Annotated in this window: 17 protein-coding genes; 11 read left to right on the top strand and 6 right to left on the bottom strand. The window is 67.8% G+C overall.

What is annotated here, in order from left to right:
• The first annotated feature begins 11 nt into the window (after positions 1 to 11).
• Genes ABD768_RS09690 through ABD768_RS09670 form a run of 5 tightly spaced genes read left to right on the top strand, consistent with a single transcriptional unit; the run spans position 12 to position 3,794 of the window.
• Positions 12 to 371 (top strand): GntR family transcriptional regulator, encoded by a 360-nt coding sequence (locus tag ABD768_RS09690; RefSeq protein ID WP_343979533.1) that lies wholly within the window; start codon positions 12 to 14, stop codon positions 369 to 371.
• Positions 368 to 1,276, top strand: coding sequence for an ATP-binding cassette domain-containing protein (locus tag ABD768_RS09685; RefSeq protein ID WP_343979530.1), 909 nt, complete (start codon positions 368 to 370; stop codon positions 1,274 to 1,276). Before ABD768_RS09690 ends, ABD768_RS09685 begins: the two co-directional genes overlap by 4 nt.
• Positions 1,273 to 2,043: a hypothetical protein gene (locus tag ABD768_RS09680; RefSeq protein ID WP_344839573.1), complete on the top strand. Its 771-nt coding sequence runs from the start codon at positions 1,273 to 1,275 to the stop codon at positions 2,041 to 2,043. The genes ABD768_RS09685 and ABD768_RS09680 overlap by 4 nt, the downstream gene beginning before the upstream one ends.
• Positions 2,044 to 2,082: 39 nt before the next feature.
• Positions 2,083 to 3,069: an ABC transporter ATP-binding protein gene (locus ABD768_RS09675; RefSeq protein ID WP_344839572.1), complete on the top strand. Its 987-nt coding sequence runs from the start codon at positions 2,083 to 2,085 to the stop codon at positions 3,067 to 3,069.
• On the top strand, positions 3,066 to 3,794 hold the full coding sequence (locus ABD768_RS09670) for an ABC transporter permease (RefSeq protein ID WP_343979523.1): 729 nt from the start codon (positions 3,066 to 3,068) through the stop codon (positions 3,792 to 3,794). Before ABD768_RS09675 ends, ABD768_RS09670 begins: the two co-directional genes overlap by 4 nt.
• A 406-nt stretch (positions 3,795 to 4,200) precedes the next feature.
• Here the strand turns inward: ABD768_RS09670 and ABD768_RS09665 are convergent, their stop codons facing one another.
• From ABD768_RS09665 to ABD768_RS09650, 4 genes are all read right to left on the bottom strand, one after another.
• Positions 4,201 to 6,927: a glucosidase family protein gene (locus ABD768_RS09665; protein ID WP_344839569.1), complete on the bottom strand. Its 2,727-nt coding sequence runs from the start codon at positions 6,925 to 6,927 to the stop codon at positions 4,201 to 4,203.
• Between the two features lie 42 nt (positions 6,928 to 6,969).
• Positions 6,970 to 7,980, bottom strand: coding sequence for a LacI family DNA-binding transcriptional regulator (locus tag ABD768_RS09660; protein ID WP_343979517.1), 1,011 nt, complete (start codon positions 7,978 to 7,980; stop codon positions 6,970 to 6,972).
• 267 nt (positions 7,981 to 8,247) lie between these two features.
• Complete coding sequence (locus ABD768_RS09655) at positions 8,248 to 9,186, bottom strand: LLM class flavin-dependent oxidoreductase (RefSeq protein WP_344839567.1); 939 nt, start codon at positions 9,184 to 9,186, stop codon at positions 8,248 to 8,250.
• A gap of 177 nt (positions 9,187 to 9,363) precedes the next feature.
• The gene (locus tag ABD768_RS09650; protein WP_343983022.1) at positions 9,364 to 10,104 is read right to left on the bottom strand and encodes an SDR family NAD(P)-dependent oxidoreductase; all 741 of its coding nucleotides are present in this window, start codon (positions 10,102 to 10,104) and stop codon (positions 9,364 to 9,366) included.
• A 110-nt stretch (positions 10,105 to 10,214) separates the two neighbouring features.
• Here ABD768_RS09650 and ABD768_RS09645 point away from each other — a divergent pair, with 110 nt between their 5' ends.
• Genes ABD768_RS09645 through ABD768_RS09630 form a run of 4 tightly spaced genes read left to right on the top strand, consistent with a single transcriptional unit; the run spans position 10,215 to position 13,378 of the window.
• On the top strand, positions 10,215 to 11,711 hold the full coding sequence (locus ABD768_RS09645; RefSeq protein ID WP_344839564.1) for an AlkA N-terminal domain-containing protein: 1,497 nt from the start codon (positions 10,215 to 10,217) through the stop codon (positions 11,709 to 11,711).
• 1 nt (position 11,712) lies between these two features.
• The gene (locus tag ABD768_RS09640; protein WP_343983028.1) at positions 11,713 to 12,255 is read left to right on the top strand and encodes a GNAT family N-acetyltransferase; all 543 of its coding nucleotides are present in this window, start codon (positions 11,713 to 11,715) and stop codon (positions 12,253 to 12,255) included.
• A 2-nt stretch (positions 12,256 to 12,257) separates the two neighbouring features.
• The gene (locus tag ABD768_RS09635) at positions 12,258 to 12,743 is read left to right on the top strand and encodes a methylated-DNA--[protein]-cysteine S-methyltransferase (RefSeq protein ID WP_344839561.1); all 486 of its coding nucleotides are present in this window, start codon (positions 12,258 to 12,260) and stop codon (positions 12,741 to 12,743) included.
• A gap of 47 nt (positions 12,744 to 12,790) precedes the next feature.
• A complete protein-coding gene (locus ABD768_RS09630) occupies positions 12,791 to 13,378 on the top strand; it encodes a YdeI/OmpD-associated family protein (RefSeq protein ID WP_344839558.1) in 588 nt (195 codons plus the stop codon).
• Positions 13,379 to 13,652: 274 nt separating this feature from the next.
• Here ABD768_RS09630 and ABD768_RS09625 read toward each other — a convergent pair whose 3' ends face one another.
• Together ABD768_RS09625 and ABD768_RS09620 are read right to left on the bottom strand one after the other, a co-directional pair.
• On the bottom strand, positions 13,653 to 14,873 hold the full coding sequence (locus ABD768_RS09625) for a cation:proton antiporter (protein ID WP_344839555.1): 1,221 nt from the start codon (positions 14,871 to 14,873) through the stop codon (positions 13,653 to 13,655).
• Position 14,874: 1 nt separating this feature from the next.
• Entirely contained in the window at positions 14,875 to 15,351 is a 477-nt protein-coding gene (locus ABD768_RS09620) for a cation:proton antiporter regulatory subunit (RefSeq protein WP_343983039.1), read from the bottom strand.
• 148 nt (positions 15,352 to 15,499) lie between these two features.
• On the opposite strand from ABD768_RS09620, the gene ABD768_RS09615 reads away from it, so the two are divergent.
• Together ABD768_RS09615 and ABD768_RS09610 are read left to right on the top strand one after the other, a co-directional pair.
• Positions 15,500 to 16,045 (top strand): PadR family transcriptional regulator, encoded by a 546-nt coding sequence (locus ABD768_RS09615; protein WP_343983042.1) that lies wholly within the window; start codon positions 15,500 to 15,502, stop codon positions 16,043 to 16,045.
• Complete coding sequence (locus ABD768_RS09610) at positions 16,042 to 18,045, top strand: oxidoreductase (RefSeq protein WP_344839553.1); 2,004 nt, start codon at positions 16,042 to 16,044, stop codon at positions 18,043 to 18,045. Before ABD768_RS09615 ends, ABD768_RS09610 begins: the two co-directional genes overlap by 4 nt.
• The last annotated feature ends 132 nt before the right edge of the window (positions 18,046 to 18,177 follow it).

Below are 18,177 nucleotides of genomic sequence, written 5' to 3'. Positions count from 1 at the left end.
AGGTGAGCGCGGTGTTCGACGATCGCAGCCCGATCTATCTGCAGATCGCGGAGCAGATCAAGAACGACATCGTCAGCGGCGCGCTGGCCGAGGACGAGCAGGTGATGTCGACCAACCAGTACGCCGCGTTCTACCGGATCAACCCCGCCACCGCCGCCAAGGGTTTCGCCCAGCTGGTCGACGAGGGCGTGCTCTACAAGAAGCGCGGGATCGGGATGTTCGTCAGCCCGAATGCTCGCGAGCTTCTCCGGACCGGCCGGCGCGACTCGTTCTTCGCCGACGTGGTCGACCCGATGATTCGTGAGGCCAAGGCGATCGGCGTACCGCTGTCCGACGTCGTGAAGCACATCCAGAAGGATGGTGAGAAGTGAGCGGCCTAGGTGTGAGGACCGAGAACCTGACCGTCGCATTCGCCGGCGTACCGGCCCTGGACGGGCTGGATCTGCGGCTCGCGCCGGACAAGATCCACGGTCTGCTCGGCCGCAACGGCTCGGGCAAGAGCACGCTGGCCGCCGTCCTGGCCGGTTTCCGGCAGCCCGATGACGGGCGGGTGCTGATCGAGGGCGACGAGCTGGGTGCGCTGCCGCCGTACGAGGACGCCGTCGTCACCAGCCGGATCTGCCTGATCCGCGAGTCGGGTGACCTGGTCGACTCCGCGCCCGTCCGGCATGTGCTCGAGCTGGCGAGCAGCCTGCGGCCGTACTGGAACGAGGACCTGGCGGGCGAGTTGCTCGACAAGTTCGAAGTACCGACGAAGAAGAAGGTGCAGAAGCTCTCGCGCGGTAAGAAGTCGGCACTCGGGGTCGTGCTGGGACTGGCCAGCCGCGCGCCGCTGACGATCTTCGACGAGAGCTACCTCGGGATGGACGTGCCGTCGCGCAACCTGTTCTACGACGCGCTGCTCGCCGACTACACCGAAGTACCGCGGACGATCATCTTGTCCACCCACTTGGTCAGCGAGGTCAGTGCGCTGCTCGAGGAGGTCGTCATCCTCGACAACGGCCGGCTCGTCACCCAGTCGCCGGTCGACTCGCTGCGCGGCCGCGGCGCCTCGATCGTCGGCCCGGCCCGGGCGGTCGACGAGTTGACCGCAGGGCTGACCGTGCTCGCCGAGCAGCGGCTCGGTGGTACCAAATCGTCAACGGTGCTTGGCGATCTGGACGACATGCTGCTCGCGCAGGCGAAGTCGGCGGGGCTCGAGATCGGTCCGGTCGGCCTGCAGGAACTGTTCGTCCACCTGACCGGTACGACGCGCTCGAAGGAGGGCTCCGCATGACCACCCAGTCCATCGCCCGTACTGCGGCCCTGCCGCGCGGCGTCACCTCGTCCGGGCGGCTCAAGCGAGTGGTCAGCTCGATGGCGATCGGCCTCCGCCCGATGATCGTCGGCTACTGGGTCGTGATGACCGGGTCGTTCCTGATCGGCGGACTGGTCTCGCAGCTGATCGGCGGCGGTCTCGACCACAGCATCTGGGACTACGGCACCCAGTCGCCGAAGTACTTCTCCGCGGCGATCGGCATCACCTTGGCGCCGGCGCTGTTCAACCTACTGATCGCGCACGGGGTCACCCGGCGGATGTTCTCCGTTGCCGCCGGCATCCTTCTGGTCGGCGCCGCGGCCGCGACCGCGCTGCTGTGGGTGGTCGCCTACCAGGTCGAGCGGGTGATCTACGACTGGGCCGGGCTGACCCAGACGCTGGCCAACCCGCATCTGTTCACCAAGACCTCGCAGGTGGGGCTGATCTTCACCGAGTTCTTCCTGCTGATCATCGCGCACGAGGCCGCCGGCTGGCTGATCGGCATCAGCTTCTACCGGTTCGGTTTCTGGAAGGGTCTCCTGCTGCTGCCGCTCGGCGTCCTGCCGGCTGCCGCGGCGGAACTCCTGCTGGTCGCACAGTGGCTCGCTGACGCGCTGCGTACCACCAGCTATCACCGTCCATCGCTGGCGATCGGCGTACCGGGAGTGCTGGTGGCCAGTGCCCTCGGCCTGTACTTCGGTTATCTGATGCTTCGCCCGATGGCGCTCAAACCCGCCAAGGGCTGACTCCACAAACCCTTTGGCAGTAGGTAGGGAGGCTCCGCCATGCCCAGAAACAGCCGTGACGACGACCTGGTGGTCGTCAACTTCCTCCGCAAGACCTACGGCGCGACCGTCGCCGTCGACAACGTCTCGCTGACCGTGCGCGAGGGTGAGATCTTCGGCATCCTCGGCCCGAACGGCGCCGGCAAGACCACCACGGTCGAGTCGATCGCCGGGCTCCGCCGGCCGGACGCCGGTACGGTCCGGGTCGCCGGTCTCAATCCGTACAAGCGGCGCAGCCAGATCACCTCGCTGGTCGGCGTCCAGCTCCAGGCCAGCGAGCTGCCCGAGCGGATCAAGGCCCGCGAGGCGCTCGAGCTGTACGCGTCGTTCTACCCGAACCCGGCCGACCCGGCGGAGTTGCTCGAGCAGCTCGGGCTGACCAAGGTCCGCGACACCGCCTTCGGCAAGCTGTCCGGTGGGCAGAAGCAGCGGCTGTCGATCGCGCTGGCGCTGATCGGCAACCCGAAGCTCGCCATCCTCGACGAGCTGACCACCGGCCTCGACCCGCAGGCGCGGCGGGACACCTGGGAGCTGGTCAAGCAGATCCGCGACTCGGGCGTGACGATCATCCTGGTCACTCACTTCATGGAAGAGGCCGAGTACCTCTGCGACCGGATCGCCATCATCGACGCCGGCTTGGTCGTCGCCCTGGACACTCCGGCCGGCCTGGTCGACGCGGCCCGTACCGAGCAGCGGATCAGCTTCCGAGTCCCTGGCGTCTTGGACGACGCGGTGCTGAAAGCCCTGCCCGCAGTGAACTCCGTGATCCGCGACGGCGGCCGGATCGTTGTCACTGGCAACGACGACCTGCTGGTCGCAGTCGTCACCGAACTCGCGAGCCGCGGCCAGGCGCCGCTCGACCTGCACACCGAACAGGCGATGCTGGACGACGCCTTCCTGGCGCTGGTGCCCGCTGATCGGCGGCACTCGAGCGACGCCGATCAGGGGACACCAGCCGGCCGGACCTTCGAAGGAGCGGAGCGATGAGCCAGACCCTCACTCTCACCCGGATCGAGAGCAAGCTGTTCCTGCGCGAGTGGGCCGGGCTGTTCTTCGTCTTCGTGCTGCCGGTCGGGCTGTTGACGATCTTCTCGCTGATCGGCGACGGCGGCGGGTCGAGCGACGGCGTACCGGCGAGCTTCCTGCCCACGATGGCGATCGGGATCGGGATCGGCATCCTCGGAATGGCCACGCTGCCGATGATCCTGGCCGGGTACCGCGAGAAGGGCATCCTGCGGCGGATGTCGACCACGCCGGTACGCCCGGTGAAGCTGCTGATCGCCCAGCTGCTCCTGCACCTGGCCGCGGGCGTCGTCGTGATCGCCCTCATCCTCGGGCTGGGCTCGGCCGTCTTCGGCGCCGACCTCCCGGCCGCGCCGTTGCCCTTCGCCCTCTCGGCCGTTCTCTTCACGGTCGCCGAGCTGTCGATCGGTGTGCTGATCGCCGGCCTGGTCTCGACCGCCAAGGGCGCGAGTATCGTCGGCAACATCCTGTTCTTCCCGAGCATGTTCTTCGCCGGTGTCTGGACGCCCGGCGATCTGATGCCGCACGCCATCCGCTGGGTCCGCGACATCACTCCGATGGGCGCCGGGATGACCAGCATGCAGGATGCGTGGTCGGGGCACTGGCCGGGCCTGGAACACGTCGTCGCGTTGCTCGCGGTAACCATCGGTTGTGTTGCATTGGCGGCTCGATTCTTTCGTTGGCAATGAAGGTTATGCACAGGGGTTGTGCATAACATCGATCGTTTCTGTGGATGGTCGGGTACACACTGTGGACGACACGCTGACGGTGGCAGATTCGCCGATCCTCTTTGCCAGAAAGGGTTGTGCGCGCACCGGACGGGGAGGTAGAAATGTCGACACGCTGTTCCTCAGGGAACGGCGGGTCGGACGGAAACCGAGGACCCTCGCGGTGGGGATCCCCACTGAGGTAGACCGGTGACGGGGTCTGCCGGACCCGACGGACCCGTCTGGGAAGCTGGAGACGTCACCTTCCTTCAGCTCTTGCAGGCCCCTCCGACTCATACTCGGAGGGGCCTGCTTCTTTGTCGTCCACAGGGTGAAACGAAACCGGCCGGTGCACGAATGCGCACCGGCCGATTACTTGGTAGAGCGTTCAGCGAAGCTTGACCGTCAGTGTCGAGCGGTTCCCGTGACCAGTCACCTGGACCTCGGTTCCACGCGCGGTAGTCACCAGCTTGTACTTCGCCGCGCGACCGTCGAGGCTCACCGCCTGTACCTTCGCGCCGGCCGGAAGTACCGCACCGACCGTGAGGGTTGCCGACAACCCCTTGCTGCGGACCTCGGTCCGAAGTTCCTTGCCTGCAAGGGATGCCGAGACATCGATCGACCCACGACCGAGCCGGATGTTGCTACCGGCCACCTTCTGCTGCCCGCCCGGGATCTGCGGTACGACGGTCAGCTTGCCGTGCCCGAGATCCGGATCGACGCCGAGCTGCTGGTGCACCACCGGCCAGAGGATGCCGTACGCGCCCCACGCCTGCAGCGTCATCGAGCGGTCGGTGAACGCCCGGTCGATGTTGGCCGGCGAGTCCGGCGACGGCGCGATCTCCGGCATGGCGCCCGGCGTCTCCCAGACCTTCGGGTCGAGCTGGATCCGCGCGTTCCCGGTCGTGTAGACCTGCTGCTGACTCTTCCCCAGGCGACCGAAGTTGCCCTCGGCAACCGCCATGATCGAGGTGTTCAGCGAGAAGATGCTCCGCTCACTCTTCACACCCGACACGACGGTGTCGCAGGAGGCTCCGGGGTTGCCCGCAGGATCCGAGGTCGGCCCGGTGCCGGTGTGGAACAGCCCGAATTCGCCTGTGTAGCAAGGCTTCTCGCGCTGGTCGAGTGCGGTCTTGGCGTGCTCGGTGGAGGCCAGGGCAGTGGTGGGCCGGCCGGGGCGGACCAGTTCGGCCTCCATCGGGGTGACGCCGGTCCAGTGCCGCTGGAAGATCGGCGTGTTGTCGTTCGCCGGGTTGGCAGGGTCGTCGATCGAGTCGGCGTACCCGAAGGCCTGGTCGACCCACCACTGGCTCTCGAACCGCTTCTCGACGTCGGTCGCCTTGGCCGTCGCCCATTGCCGCGTCGCCTGGTCGTGCTTCGAGGCGGCGAGGTCGGCGAGGTCGCGCAGTCCGCGAGCGAGGTACACGGTGCTGTCGAGTTTCTCCGAGCCCATGCCGTTGCGCTCGACGTTGGCGAGGCCCTCGAGCCAGCCGTCGCCGTCCTGGTCGAGTTCGCGGTAGACGTACTTCAGGTTGCGCACGCTGAAGTCGTACATCTCGTCGCGGAACCGGTCGTCGCCCGTCCAGCGCCACAGCAGCGCCACGATGCTGGGGAACTTGACCGTCTCGTCGGTGTTGCCGGCGCTGGTGTTCGAGCCGAAGTAGACGTCGCCGGTCGGCGTCACCTCGTGGGCGACCTTGCCGCTGCGGTTGTTGAGGATGTCGCTGACGTCGCGCAGTGCGCGCAGGTGGGACTTCACCGTGTCGAACTGGCCGGCCGCGACCGCGGCGTACGAGGTGTATTCACCGTCGGTCGCGAACAGCCAGGGGTAGTCGGGGAAGCCGGCGCCGAACCAGCGGGCGGTGTCGACGGTGCCGCTGGGTGCCGGGTACGCCTTGCCTTCGTTGACGTCGCGGATCTGCAGGTTGTGCGCCTCCTGGACGGAGTCGGCGAGGTTCTGCTTGCTCCACTCGACGCTCTGCTGCAGCAGCCGGTCACCAGGCAGGTCCACTGCGGACATCTCGTCGATCGCGGCGCGGCTCTTCTTCTTTGCCTGCAGCAACTTCTCGGGGTTGCTGGTGGCCTTCTTGTACTCGCGCTGTGCGGCTGTTCTGCCTTCGTCCGATCCGGCGACGGCGAACCAGACCGTCGTCGTCCGGCCGGGCTTCAGATCGATGTTGTAGGTGAGGCGACCGCCGGTGCCTTTGCCGAAGGCGGTGTCGTCGCAGTGCTTGGGTGCGTCGCCGTCGGCCGGGCAGATGACTGCTGGGTCCTGTGGGCCGCGGTTGTTGGCACCGAGGGCGTGGTTGGTCGGTTTGATGGTTGATCCGACGATCGCGGCGTAGTCGTGTTCGGCGGCGTTGGCTATCGGTGGGGTGCCTTGCTCGCGGAATTGGAGGGTGCCGTCGCTGTACGAACCGGTGTCCGGGAGGTTCATCTGGGCGGCGTTGGGGGTCGTCCAACCCCAGGGATAGGACTGCATCAGCTCTGAGTGTGCGTCTACATCGAGCGCGACTGTCTTGGCGGTGGCCGATTCGAAGGTCAGGCCGACCACTGTTGCGCGGACCCCGTCGGGGACGAAGTCGGTGCGCTCGACGCTGACGGCGCCGGGGTAGCTGATTCGCTGGTAGCCCTGGCCGCTTGTGTACTTCGCGGCCACGGTGTCCTTGCCGAGCCAGGATCCGTCGACGCCGAACCAGATTCCGTCGAGCAGCTTCAGCGGGGCGGTCCAGAAGCCGCCCATCTCGCCGCGGGTGTGCCAGCCGGTCGCGGGGTAGAGGCCGTTCTCGTCGCCCATCGCGTAGGCCCGATCCCCGACAACCAACGACCGCCGATCCGCCAGCCTTGTCGACTCCGACAACTCACTCGACCGTGTGGTCGCCGCCTGGGCGTCGACCGTTGCGCCCGCGCCTGCGGCGGCGCCCGCGCCTGCGATGGAGGCTGCGCTCGCGCCTGTGGCGGAGGCTGGGCTCGCGCCTGGGGTTGCGGTGGCGAGGGAAGGGATGCCGCTGAGGGCGAGGACTGTTGCTGCGGCGAGGAGGCCGGCAGGGGCGGCGTACCGTCTTGTGCTTCGTCTTGTGGTTGGTCTGCTTCGTCCGACAGGGCGGGGTGTCATGACGTACTTCCTCCTTCTGGTGGCGTCTGAGCGCCACCTGCGTCAGCCGGGGGCCGAGCTGCCCCTGACCACCAGCTCCGGTTGCAGGAGCCGTTCCGTCGGACCCTTGGGATCCGGTGTCGTGAGAATGTCGATCAGCTCGCCGGCGATCTCGTCCATCGGCTGCCGGATGCTCGTCAACGCCGGCGACACCACCGACGCCAGCGGCGAGTCGTCGAAGCCGGTCACCGCGACGTCGACTCCGGCCACCAGCCCCCGGCGGCCGAGCTCGCGCAGCGCCCCCAGCGCGAGAATGTCGCTGATGGCAACGATCGCGTCGATCGCGGGGTCGGCGTCGAGCAGTTCCGCAGTACTGCGGGCGCCCTCGTCGATGGTGTCCGCGCGGCAGCGGACGGCCAGCTCGTCGTGGTTCGGCAGCCCGAGCTCACCGCACCTCGCGCGCCACCCGCTCAGCCGGTTCTCCGCCAGGCCGGAGGTCTGCGGCCAGCTGAGGAAGCCGATCCGGCGGCGGCCGGTGTCGTACAGATGCTGAACCGCGGTCGCGCATCCGCCGGCGCCGTCGACATCGACCCAAGGGCCGGGCTGGGTGGACTCCTCCCACACCCGCCCGAACGACACGAACGGGATCTGCTGCTCCTTGAGCCACGCGTGCCGCGGGTCGTGCGTCTCGGTCTGCGACAACACGAACCCGTCCACCAGGCGCCGGGCGTGCAGATCCTCGTAGACCGGCATGCCCTCGACGCCGACCGGTGCCGTGAACAACAAAATGTGCCGTCCGCTGCTCTCGGCGGAAGTGCACAGCGCATGCAGGAACTGGTCCATCACCAGGTGGACCTGCCCGTGCGGCCAGCTCGGTACGCAGTACCCGATCAGCTCGACGGCGCTCGTCCGGAGGCTGCGCGCGTTACGATTGGGACGGTAGTTGAGCAGCTCGATCGATCGGGTCACCCGCTGCAGGGTGTCCGGGCGTAGTCGATGAGGCGCATTGAGGGCGTTGGAGACGGTCTGCACCGAGACCTCCGCGTGAGCGGCAACCTGCTTCAACGTAGCCACGAACCAACCTCCCACCGCACCAGAAGCCACCCGTTTTAACGTTCAAATCCACCAGCAGTCTCACCGCCAAACCCTCCCGTGTCAACGCCTGACCAGTACCCACCCCCCACTCACGCCCCTGGCACCCCAGCCCCGCCACGCCGCTTCCCGCTCCCACCATCTGAGGGGTTAACCCCTCAGATGGTGGGTTGCCTCGCCAGAATCTCGCGGGGCAACCCACCGGTTGAGGGGATAACCCCGCAGATGTGTTCGTGCAGGGCTTCGCCCTCAGTGAGGTTGAGGTGGCCCGGCGCGGAGGATCTCGCGAGCGGCGGCGACCGGCCCTGGCGCGATCCACCGGCCCCACCAGGTGGCGCCTGCCTCGGCGAACGCCGCCGGATCGCCACCACTCGCCTTCACCTCGAACCGGCGTTCGGCCCCACCCGGCCGGCGTTCGGCCCCACTCGGCCGGCGTTCGCCCCCACCCGGCCGGCGTTCGCCCGCCCCGACTTCGCCCGCCTCGACCTCGTCGGCCTCGACTTCGCCCGCCTCGACTTCGTCCGCCTCGACCTCGTCCGCCTTGGCGGCTTGCTTGTCTGCAAGGAGCTGGCGGATGTCTTCTGGGGTTGTTTGTTGTGGGGCTGTGGTGGTGCCTTTGTAGGCGCAGGAGCCGTCCCAGCGGAGGATCCGGCGGCGGACGGACGGGACGAGGAAGTTGCCACCCACCCAGATCGGGATGCGTGGACGCTGGAGTGGGGTGGCGGTCAGTTGGACGCTGTCGAGCTGGTAGTGCTTGCCGGCGTACCGGACGGGCTCACCGGTCCACAGCGCGGTGATGATCTCCAGCGACTCGTCGAGCTTCTCGGCCAGCTCGCGTGGAGTGCCGGTGAGGAACGGGTCGCCCGGATCGCCGATCCCGACGCCGAGGATCAGCCGCCCACCCGATAGGTGATCCAAGGCAACGGTCTCGGCGGCGAGCTGCCAGGGATGCCGGCGGGGGACCGGCGTCACCGTAGTACCGATCCTGATCGACGACGTTGCACAAGCCATCGCCGCCAGACAGATCCACGGATCGTACGTCGGTTCCGCCGCGTCCCCCTGATAGACGAGATAGTCCTCCAGGAACACCCCGTCCCACCCACAGTCCTCCGCCATCCGCGCCAGCGCAGCCAGCCCGCGCGGATCCCGCCCTACCCCCACCGCCCCGAACGTCACCGAAAACCGCATCCCCCGAAGCTAGCCGCCCCCACCGACAGAACCCTCCCGCCGGCCGGCGTCCCCGCCGACCCCGCCCGCCGGCCCTGCCCGCCCACGGCGCCGGCCGACCCCGACCGCCGACCCCGACCGCCGACCCTGCCCGCCGACCTCGCCCGCTGGCGACGGCGCGCCCGTAGGCGAGGTAGGTCAGGCTGCGTGGCCGCCGTCGACGTTCAGTTCGGTGCCGGTGACGTATGAGCCACCCGGCCCGGCCAGGTAGAGGACTGCCGCAGCGACGTCGTCGACGGTGCCGAAGCGGTCGAGTGCCAGGAACGCGCGCTGGGCTTCGGCGAACGGCCCGTCGGCGGGGTTCATCGAGGTGTCGGTCGGGCCGGGCTGGACGACGTTCGACGTGATCCCGCGAGCACCGAGCTCCCTGGCCAGTCCTCGGTTCATCCCGACGACAGCCGACTTGCTCATCGCGTACAGGCTCATCCCTGGCCCGGTGCTCCGATCGGCGATGCAGCTGCCGATGTGGATCATCCGTCCGCCATCAGCCAGCACACCCGCCGCGGCCTGCGCAGCGACGTACAGGCCGCGCACGTTCACCGCGAGCACCCGATCCAGTTCCTCGAGGGTCACATCGCCGATCATCCCCATCGTCCCGACGCCCGCGTTGTTGACGAACACATCCAACCCACCCAGTACTTCGTACGCCGTACCGACCGCCTCCCGCACCGCCCCCGCATCGGCCGCATTCGCCGGAATCGCAAACCCGCGCCGGCCAACCGCCTCGATCTCCTTCACCACCGCCGCGGCCTCATCCGGCGAACGGTGGTAGGTGATCGCCACATCCGCCCCACCCACCGCCAACGCAACCGCCACCGCAGCGCCGATCCCGCGGCTCCCACCAGTCACCAATGCCATCTTGTTCTCGAGTTCTGTCATGTCCCCAGTCCACCCGTCGCGGACCGCCCGGGCTGGCGGAAATACGACCCCGGATCCTGACGTCGTTTTTCCGCTGAACCTCGATGGCGTAAAACCGCTAGAAACTGTCGGTGCGGCCATGGATGCTGGAGCACGTGTACGAATGTGTCGAGCGGTGCGTGCGAGCGGTCCAGTCGAAGGATGCCCGCTTCGACGGCTGGTTCTTCACTGCCGTACTGACCACCAGGATCTACTGCCGCCCGAGCTGCCCGGTGGTGCCGCCCAAGGTCAAGAACATGCGGTTCTACCCGAGCGCCGCCGCGGCCCAGCAGGCCGGCTTCCGCGCCTGCAAGCGCTGCCGCCCTGACGCGAGCCCGGGCTCCCCGGAGTGGAACGATCGCGCCGATCTGGTCGCCCGCGCGATGCGGCTGATCGGCGACGGCGTGGTCGACCGCGACGGCGTACCAGGCCTCGCGACCCAGCTCGGGTACTCGGTCCGCCAAGTCCAACGCCAACTGCAGGCTGAGCTGGGAGCCGGGCCACTGGCTCTGGCAAGAGCTCAGCGAGCGCAGACCGCGCGGCTGCTGATCGAGACCAGCTCGCTGCAGATGGCCGACGTCGCCTTCGCTGCGGGATTCTCCAGCGTGCGGACGTTCAACGAGACCGTGCAAGAGGTCTTCGCGCTGTCACCCAGCGAGCTGCGCACCCGCGCCAAGCGCGGCGACGCTCCCACCGCGCCGGGCACGATCGCGTTGCGTCTGCCGTTCCGTCAGCCGTTGACGCCGGACAACCTCTTCGGGCACCTGATCGCGACCGGTGTACCGGGGGTGGAGGAGTGGCACGACGGCGCCTATCGCCGGACCCTGCGGCTCCCGCACGGTCATGGCGTGGTGGCGCTCCGGCCGATGCCCGACCACATCGCGTGCCAGCTCTCGCTCACCGATCAGCGCGACCTCTCGATCGCGATCAGCCGCTGCCGCCGGATGCTCGACCTCGACGCGGATCCGGTCGCCGTCGACGACCTGCTCAAGACAGATCCTGTACTCGCTCCGCTGATCGAGAAGGCGCCCGGGCGACGAGTGCCGCACACGGTCGACGGCGCGGAGTTCGCCGTACGGGCTGTGCTCGGTCAACAGGTGTCGACGGCGGCCGCGCGGACTCATGCGAGTCGGCTCGTGCAGGCGTACGGGGAACCGGTCGACGACCCGCTGGGCAATCTGACCCATTTGTTCCCGACCATGCAGGCGCTGGCCGGGCTCGATCCCGAGACGCTGGCCTTTCCGAAGTCACGGCGTACGACGCTGACGACGTTGATCGCGACCCTCGCGGCCGGTGAGATCGACCTCGGCGCGGGCAGCGACTGGGACAAGGCGCGTGAGCAACTCGCGGCGCTGCCCGGCATCGGGCCGTGGACCGTCGAGTCGATCGCGATGCGTGCGCTCGGTGACCCGGATGCCTTTGTGGCAAGCGATCTGGGGATCAAGTACGCGGCGCGCGACCTCGGGTTGCCCGAGGCGCCGAAAGCGCTGATCGCACATGCGCGGGCTTGGCGGCCTTGGCGGGCGTACGCGGTGCAGTACCTGTGGGCGACCGGCGATCATGCCATCAACAAGATACCGACGGAGTGAAATGACTGCGCTGACCACCGACCGCCTGTTGCTCAGACAGTGGAAGGACAGTGACCGCGAGACCTATGCGGCGCTGAACGCCGACCCGGCCGTGATGGAGCACTTCCCGAACGCGTTGACCCGCGCCGAGAGCGATACGATGGTCGACCGGCTCACGGCGGCGATCGACGAGCGCGGATTCGGGTTCTGGGCGGCCGAAGTACGGGAGACCGGCCAGTTCATCGGCTTCATCGGACTGTCGGTGCCGAGCTTCGAGGCGTCCTTCACGCCGTGTGTCGAGATCGGCTGGCGGCTGGTGAAGGATGCCTGGGGCAACGGTTATGCGACCGAGGGCGCGCGGGCTTCGCTGGCGCACGCGTTCGGTCCGCTGGGGCTCGACGAGGTGCTGTCCTTCACCACGACGACGAACAAACCGTCCCAGCGGGTGATGGAACGGATCGGCATGACGTACGTCGAGGACTTCGACCACCCCAGGCTGGCTGCCGGGCATCCGTTGCAACGGCACGTGCTCTACCGGATCACCCGCGCACAGTGGGCGGGCTGACCATGTCGTACGCCGTAATGGACAGCCCGGTCGGCCCGCTCACCCTGGTCGCAGCCGACACCGGCGAACTCGCCGGCCTCTACATGGAACAGCACCGGCACCGCCCCGCTTTGGAGACCTTCGGTCTGCGCGACGACTCCATCCTTCCCGAGGTCCAGCAGCAGCTGAAGGAGTACTTCGCCGGCGACCGCACCACCTTCGACGTACCCCTCAAACTCACCGGAACCCCTTTCCAGCAACGAGTCTGGACCGCTTTGAAGGATATCCCCTACGGCGAGGTCATCACCTACGGCCAGCTCGCCGCCACCCTCGGCCTGGTCCCCGGCGCCTCCCGCGCGGTCGGCCTCGCCAACGGCAAGAACCCGGTCAGCATCATCGTCCCCTGCCACCGAGTCATCGGCTCCACCGGCAGCCTCACCGGCTACGGCGGCGGCCTCGACCGCAAACAAGCCCTCCTCGACCACGAACGAGCCGACGTACTCTTCTAAATCAAAGTGCTCACTTGATGAGCACTTATCACCAGCATGCTGTCTCCATGACCACCAAGCAGGTAGTAACCGACGCCGAAGCCTTCGCCCCCGCCACCGTCGCGGAATGGCGCGATTGGCTGGCCGAGCACGGTCGTACCGAGAAGGCCGTCTGGCTGGTCGTCCAACGGGGGAGCGACGCCGGTATCGACCTGGCCGAGGCGGTCGAGCACGCGTTGTGCTTCGGCTGGATAGACAGCAAGACCCTCCGCCGCGACGCCACCAGCACCTACCAAACCTTCACCCGGCGCAACCCCCGCAGCACCTGGAGCCAAGTCAACCGAGACCGCGCCGACCGGCTACTCGCCGCCGGCCTGATGGCGCCGCCCGGCCAGGAACTGATCGACCTCGCAAAGAAAACCGGCACCTGGGACTGCCTGGCAGAAGCCCAGAACGGCGTAATCCCCGCCGACCTCCAACTGGAACTCGACCACAACCCCACGGCAGCCACCCACTTCGCCACCTTCCCCCCATCCTCCAAGCGCCGAATCCTCGAATGGATAGCCCTGGCCAAACGCCCCGAAACCCGCTCCACCCGCATAACCCAAACAGTCACCCTCGCCGCGCTCAACCAACGAGCCAACCACCCCCGTTGATCAACCACCCACTCCCACCACCACCCACTCCCACCACCACCCACTCCCACCACCACCCACTCCCCTGGACCAGCGACCGTCCCGCCGAACTGCCCCCACGCAACCGCCCCCCAAACCCGCCACACGCGCGCCCCGCCCCGGCTTGCAACCCACCATCTGAGGGGTTAACCCCTGAGATGGTGGGTTGCCTAGCCGGAATCTCGGGGGGCAACCCATCGGTTGAGGGGATAACCCCTCAGATGTGATGGGGGGACGGGGGGCGGGCGGGACGGGGTCAGTTGCTGGTGTTGGCTGGGTCGTTGAGGCGTTCGGTTAGCGGCGGGCCGACTGGGGTGGGGGGTTTGCGGAGGTTGGTCAGTTTGCGGGCTGCTGGTTCGGTGAAGCGGGCGGTGATGGGGCCGAGGACCACGAGGATGAGGACGTAGGCGGTTGCGAGCGGGCCGAGGCGGGGTTCGACTCCGACGGCTAGGCCGGCGATGACGATGGAGAACTCGCCGCGGGCGACGAGGGTGCCGCCTGCGCGCCAGCGGCCGGCTGACTTGACGCCCGCCTTGCGTGCGGCGTACCAGCCGGTGGCGATCTTTGTCAGTGCGGTAAATACCGCGAGCGCCAGCGCGATCCCCAGTACCGGCGGAATGTCCGCCGGATCGGTGCTCAACCCGAAGAAAACAAAGAAGACGGCAGCAAACAGGTCCCGTAACGGGCTCAGCAGGTTACGCGCGCCCTTGGCCACCTCACCCGACAACGCGATCCCCACCAGGAACGCCCCGACCGCCGCCGACACCTGCAGCTTCTGCGCGACCCCAGCGACAAGCAGCGTCAACCCCAGTACGACGAGCAGCAACATCTCGGGGTTGTCCGACGAGACCGCCCGACTGATCACTCGCCCGTAGCGCAGGGCGACGAACAGTACGACGCTCACCGTCCCCAGCGAGATCAGCAACGTCACACTGCCACCCGCCAACCCGACGCCTGCCAGCAACGCCGTCAAAATCGGTAGGTAGACGGCCATGGACAGGTCTTCGAGGACGAGAATGCCCAGCACGATCGGCGTTTCGCGATTGCCGAGCCGCCCGAGATCCCCGACCACCTTCGCGATCACCCCCGACGACGAGATCCAGGTGACACCGGCCAGCGCGACCGCCGCCACCGGTCCCCACCCCAGCAGCAACGCAACAGCAGCACCCGGCAACGCGTTCAGCAGGAAGTCGACCACACCGGACAGGTACTGCGTCTTCAGCGTCCCGACCAGATCCGCCGCCGTGTACTCGAGCCCGAGCAGCAACAGCAGCAGAATCACCCCGATCTCAGCGCCGGTCGCGACGAACTCCTCCGACGCATCCAGCGGCAGCAACCCGCCATGCCCGAAGGCCAGTCCGGCCAGCAGATACAGCGGAATCGGCGAGAACCCGATCCGTCCGGCGAACCGCCCAAGGATGCCGAGGGCAAGCAGTACGGCGCCGAGCTCGATCAGCATGGCGGTCGTGTCGTGCATCTCAGCCTCCCGTGATCAGTTCGGCGACGGCGTCGACGCCCTCGCGGGTGCCGACCACGACGATCGTGTCCCCGGTGGCGAACCTGAAGTCGGGTGTCGGGGAGGGCACGGCGCCGGTACGGCGTAGTACGGCGACGATCGACGCGCCGGTCCGGGTGCGGGCCTGGGTGTCGCCGAGGGTGCGGCCGGAGTACGGGGACCGGCTGGTGATCGGGATCTGCTCGGTGACCAGGTCGATCTCGATGTCACCGCGCAGCGGCTCGATCGGCGCGGGGATCAGGAGCTGGCCGAGCGCGCTCGCCTCGGCCGGGCCGAGCGGGACACTGCCCAGGCAGCTGTCGTCGTCCTCGGGATCGTGGAACCCCAGGAATCGCCGGCCGTCCGTGTGCACCACCACCGAGACGTGCTTGCCGCCGTCGGTGATGAGGTCGTACCGGGTGCCGATCCCGGGCAACGTGGTCCTGGTCGGGTGTTCCATGGAATTTCTCCGCTCCGCAATAGCTGGCGTCTGCAACCATTCTCCCTCATCCGACCAACCGGTTGGATATCCCCGCCCACGGTGAACCGGTGTGAACTGCGTTGCAATCAGGTGCAGTGCAACTCGTTGCATAGGTATGGTCGGCGGCATGGCCCTCGAACACGCGATCCTCGTCTCGCTGACCGAGCGCGCCGGGTCCGGCTACGAACTGGCCCGGCGGTTCGACCGGTCGATCGGCTTCTTCTGGCCCGCGACCCATCAGCAGATCTACCGGGTACTGCGCCGGATGGACGACGCCGGCTGGATCACCCACACCGACGTCGCCCAGGACGGCCGCCCGGACAAGAAGGTCTACGAGGTGTCCGAGGACGGACGCTCCGAGCTCGCGCGCTGGTTGGCTGAGCCGGTCGACCCCGCGATCCTGCGTGACGGGCTGGCGGTGAAGCTCCGCGGCGCATCGTTGGGCGACACTGCGGCGGTACTGCGTGAAGTCGAGCGGCACCGCGCCGAGCACGCGACCCGGCTGGAGACCTACCGCGGCATCCAGCGCCGCGACTTCCCCAAGCCGGACAAGCTCAACGGCCGTGAACTACACCAGTACCTCGTACTCCGCGGCGGCGTCCGCGCCGAGGAGTCGTTCCTCGGCTGGTGCGACGAAGTCATCCAGGCGATGCGATCGGAGAGCACCTCATGAGCGAGTACCCGAACCTGCTGGCTCCGCTCGACCTCGGCCACGTCACCCTGAAGAACCGGGTGATCATGGGCTCGATGCACACCGGTCTCGAGGACCGGGCCAAGGATCTGCCCAAGCTCGCCGCGTACTTCGCCGAGCGGGCGCGCGGCGGTGCCGGGCTGATCGTCACCGGCGGGTATGCGCCGAACCGGACCGGCTGGCTGACTCCTTTCGCTTCGAAGCTGACCAGTCGCCGGGAGGCTCGGGGGCATCGCCAGGTCACCGACGCCGTGCACGCCGAGGGCGGGTTGATCGCGCTGCAGATCCTGCATGCGGGGCGGTACGCCTATCACCCGTTCAGCGTCTCGGCGTCGGCGTTGAAGGCGCCGATCAATCCGTTCAAGCCGCGCGCCTTGTCGGATCGCGGGGTGCGGCGGCAGATCGCGGCATACGTCGACTGTGCCGCGCTGGCGCGCGAGGGCGGGTACGACGGGGTCGAGGTGATGGGGTCCGAGGGGTACTTCATCAACCAGTTCCTGGCCGAGCGGACCAACAAGCGGCGCGATCACTGGGGTGGCAGCGCGGAGAACCGGCGCCGGCTCGCGGTCGAGATCGTCCGGGGGATCCGCGAACGCGTCGGGCCGGACTTCCTGATCATCTACCGGCTGTCGATGGCGGACCTGGTCGAGGGCGGCCAGGACTGGACCGAGGTTGTTGCGCTGGGCAAAGAGATCGAGGCGGCGGGCGCGTCGATCATCAACACCGGGATCGGCTGGCATGAGGCGCGGGTGCCGACCATCGTGACGTCGGTGCCGCGGGCTGCGTTCACGTCGGTCACGGCGGCGTTCCGCCCGCATGTGTCCATCCCGGTGGTGACGTCGAACCGGATCAACTTGCCGCAGGTTGGTGAGGAGGTGCTGGCTCGTGGGGACGCTGATATGATCAGCATGGCGCGTCCGTTCCTGGCCGATCCGGAATGGGTGCTCAAGGCAACGGCAGGCCGGGCGGACGAGATCAACGTCTGTATCGCTTGCAACCAGGCCTGTCTGGACCACGTGTTCGCCAGACAGCACGCGAGTTGCATGGTGAATCCACGCGCCGCCCGGGAGACCGAATTGGTGCTGCTGCCAACTCGGCGTACCCGCCGCATTGCCGTGGTCGGCGCCGGACCGGCCGGCCTGTCGGCTGCTGTCACCGCAGCCGAACGCGGGCACGACGTCGAGCTTTTCGAAGCGGACAACGAGATCGGTGGGCAGTTCGGTATCGCCCGGCGGATCCCCGGCAAGGAAGAATTCGCCGAAACCATCCGGTACTACGAACGCCGCCTCGAACTCACCGGCGTCAAACTCCACCTCGGCCACCGCGCCGAGGCCGCCGACCTGGAAGGCTTCGACGAGGTCATCCTCGCCACCGGCGTAGTTCCGCGCATCCCGTCCATCCCCGGCATCGACCACGAGAAGGTCCTCTCGTACGTCGACGTGGTCCGCCACGGCCGCCCGGTCGGGAAAACGGTGGCCGTCATCGGCGCCGGCGGCATCGGCGTGGACGTCACCGAATTCCTCACCACGGTCGACTCCCCAACCCTCGACCTCCCCGCATGGCAAGCCGAATGGGGCGTAGCCGACCCTCGCACAACCCGAGGCGCCCTCACCAAACCCCACCCCGAACCGTCGCCCCGCCAGATCTACCTACTCCAACGCAAGCCCGGCAAGATCGGCGCCACCCTGGGCAAAACCACCGGCTGGGTCCACCGAGCCGCGTTGAAGAACAAGCAGGTAGAGCACCTCACCAACGTCAACTACGAACGCATAGACGACGAAGGCCTCCACCTGACCTTCGGCCCCAGCCACGAAAACCCCCGCGTACTAGCCGTAGACACGATCGTCATCTGCGCCGGCCAGGAGTCGGTCCGCACCCTCGCCACCCCCACCACCCACCTGATCGGCGGCGCCCACCTAGCCACCGAACTGGACGCCAAACGAGCCATCCTCCAAGGCACCGAACTAGCCGCCACCCTGTAGGTGGCAAGCCCACATCAGGTGGGCTTGAACACCAAACGGCGGGCTTGAACAAGCAATACCTTGTTCAAGCCCACCGTTCGGTGTTCAAGGTCACCGCTGGGTGTTCAAGCCCACATGATGTGGGCTCGGACG

It is taken from the genome of Kribbella ginsengisoli (assembly GCF_039537185.1).
GTDB lineage: Bacteria > Actinomycetota > Actinomycetes > Propionibacteriales > Kribbellaceae > Kribbella > Kribbella koreensis.
This window is presented reverse-complemented; position numbering and strand designations above follow the sequence as displayed.

Bases quoted from the DNA above. Each gene is read 5' to 3' on its own strand.
- ABD768_RS09680 (WP_344839573.1), top strand. From the start codon at position 1,273: ATGACCACCCAGTCCATCGCCCGTACTGCGGCCCTGCCGCGCGGCGTC.
- ABD768_RS09675 (WP_344839572.1), top strand. From the start codon at position 2,083: ATGCCCAGAAACAGCCGTGACGACGACCTGGTGGTCGTCAACTTCCTC.
- ABD768_RS09670 (WP_343979523.1), top strand. From the start codon at position 3,066: ATGAGCCAGACCCTCACTCTCACCCGGATCGAGAGCAAGCTGTTCCTG.
- ABD768_RS09665 (WP_344839569.1), bottom strand. From the start codon at position 6,927: ATGACACCCCGCCCTGTCGGACGAAGCAGACCAACCACAAGACGAAGC.
- ABD768_RS09655 (WP_344839567.1), bottom strand. From the start codon at position 9,186: ATGCGGTTTTCGGTGACGTTCGGGGCGGTGGGGGTAGGGCGGGATCCG.
- ABD768_RS09650 (WP_343983022.1), bottom strand. From the start codon at position 10,104: ATGACAGAACTCGAGAACAAGATGGCATTGGTGACTGGTGGGAGCCGC.
- ABD768_RS09640 (WP_343983028.1), top strand. From the start codon at position 11,713: ATGACTGCGCTGACCACCGACCGCCTGTTGCTCAGACAGTGGAAGGAC.
- ABD768_RS09635 (WP_344839561.1), top strand. From the start codon at position 12,258: ATGTCGTACGCCGTAATGGACAGCCCGGTCGGCCCGCTCACCCTGGTC.
- ABD768_RS09630 (WP_344839558.1), top strand. From the start codon at position 12,791: ATGACCACCAAGCAGGTAGTAACCGACGCCGAAGCCTTCGCCCCCGCC.
- ABD768_RS09625 (WP_344839555.1), bottom strand. From the start codon at position 14,873: ATGCACGACACGACCGCCATGCTGATCGAGCTCGGCGCCGTACTGCTT.
- ABD768_RS09620 (WP_343983039.1), bottom strand. From the start codon at position 15,351: ATGGAACACCCGACCAGGACCACGTTGCCCGGGATCGGCACCCGGTAC.
- ABD768_RS09615 (WP_343983042.1), top strand. From the start codon at position 15,500: ATGGCCCTCGAACACGCGATCCTCGTCTCGCTGACCGAGCGCGCCGGG.
- ABD768_RS09610 (WP_344839553.1), top strand. From the start codon at position 16,042: ATGAGCGAGTACCCGAACCTGCTGGCTCCGCTCGACCTCGGCCACGTC.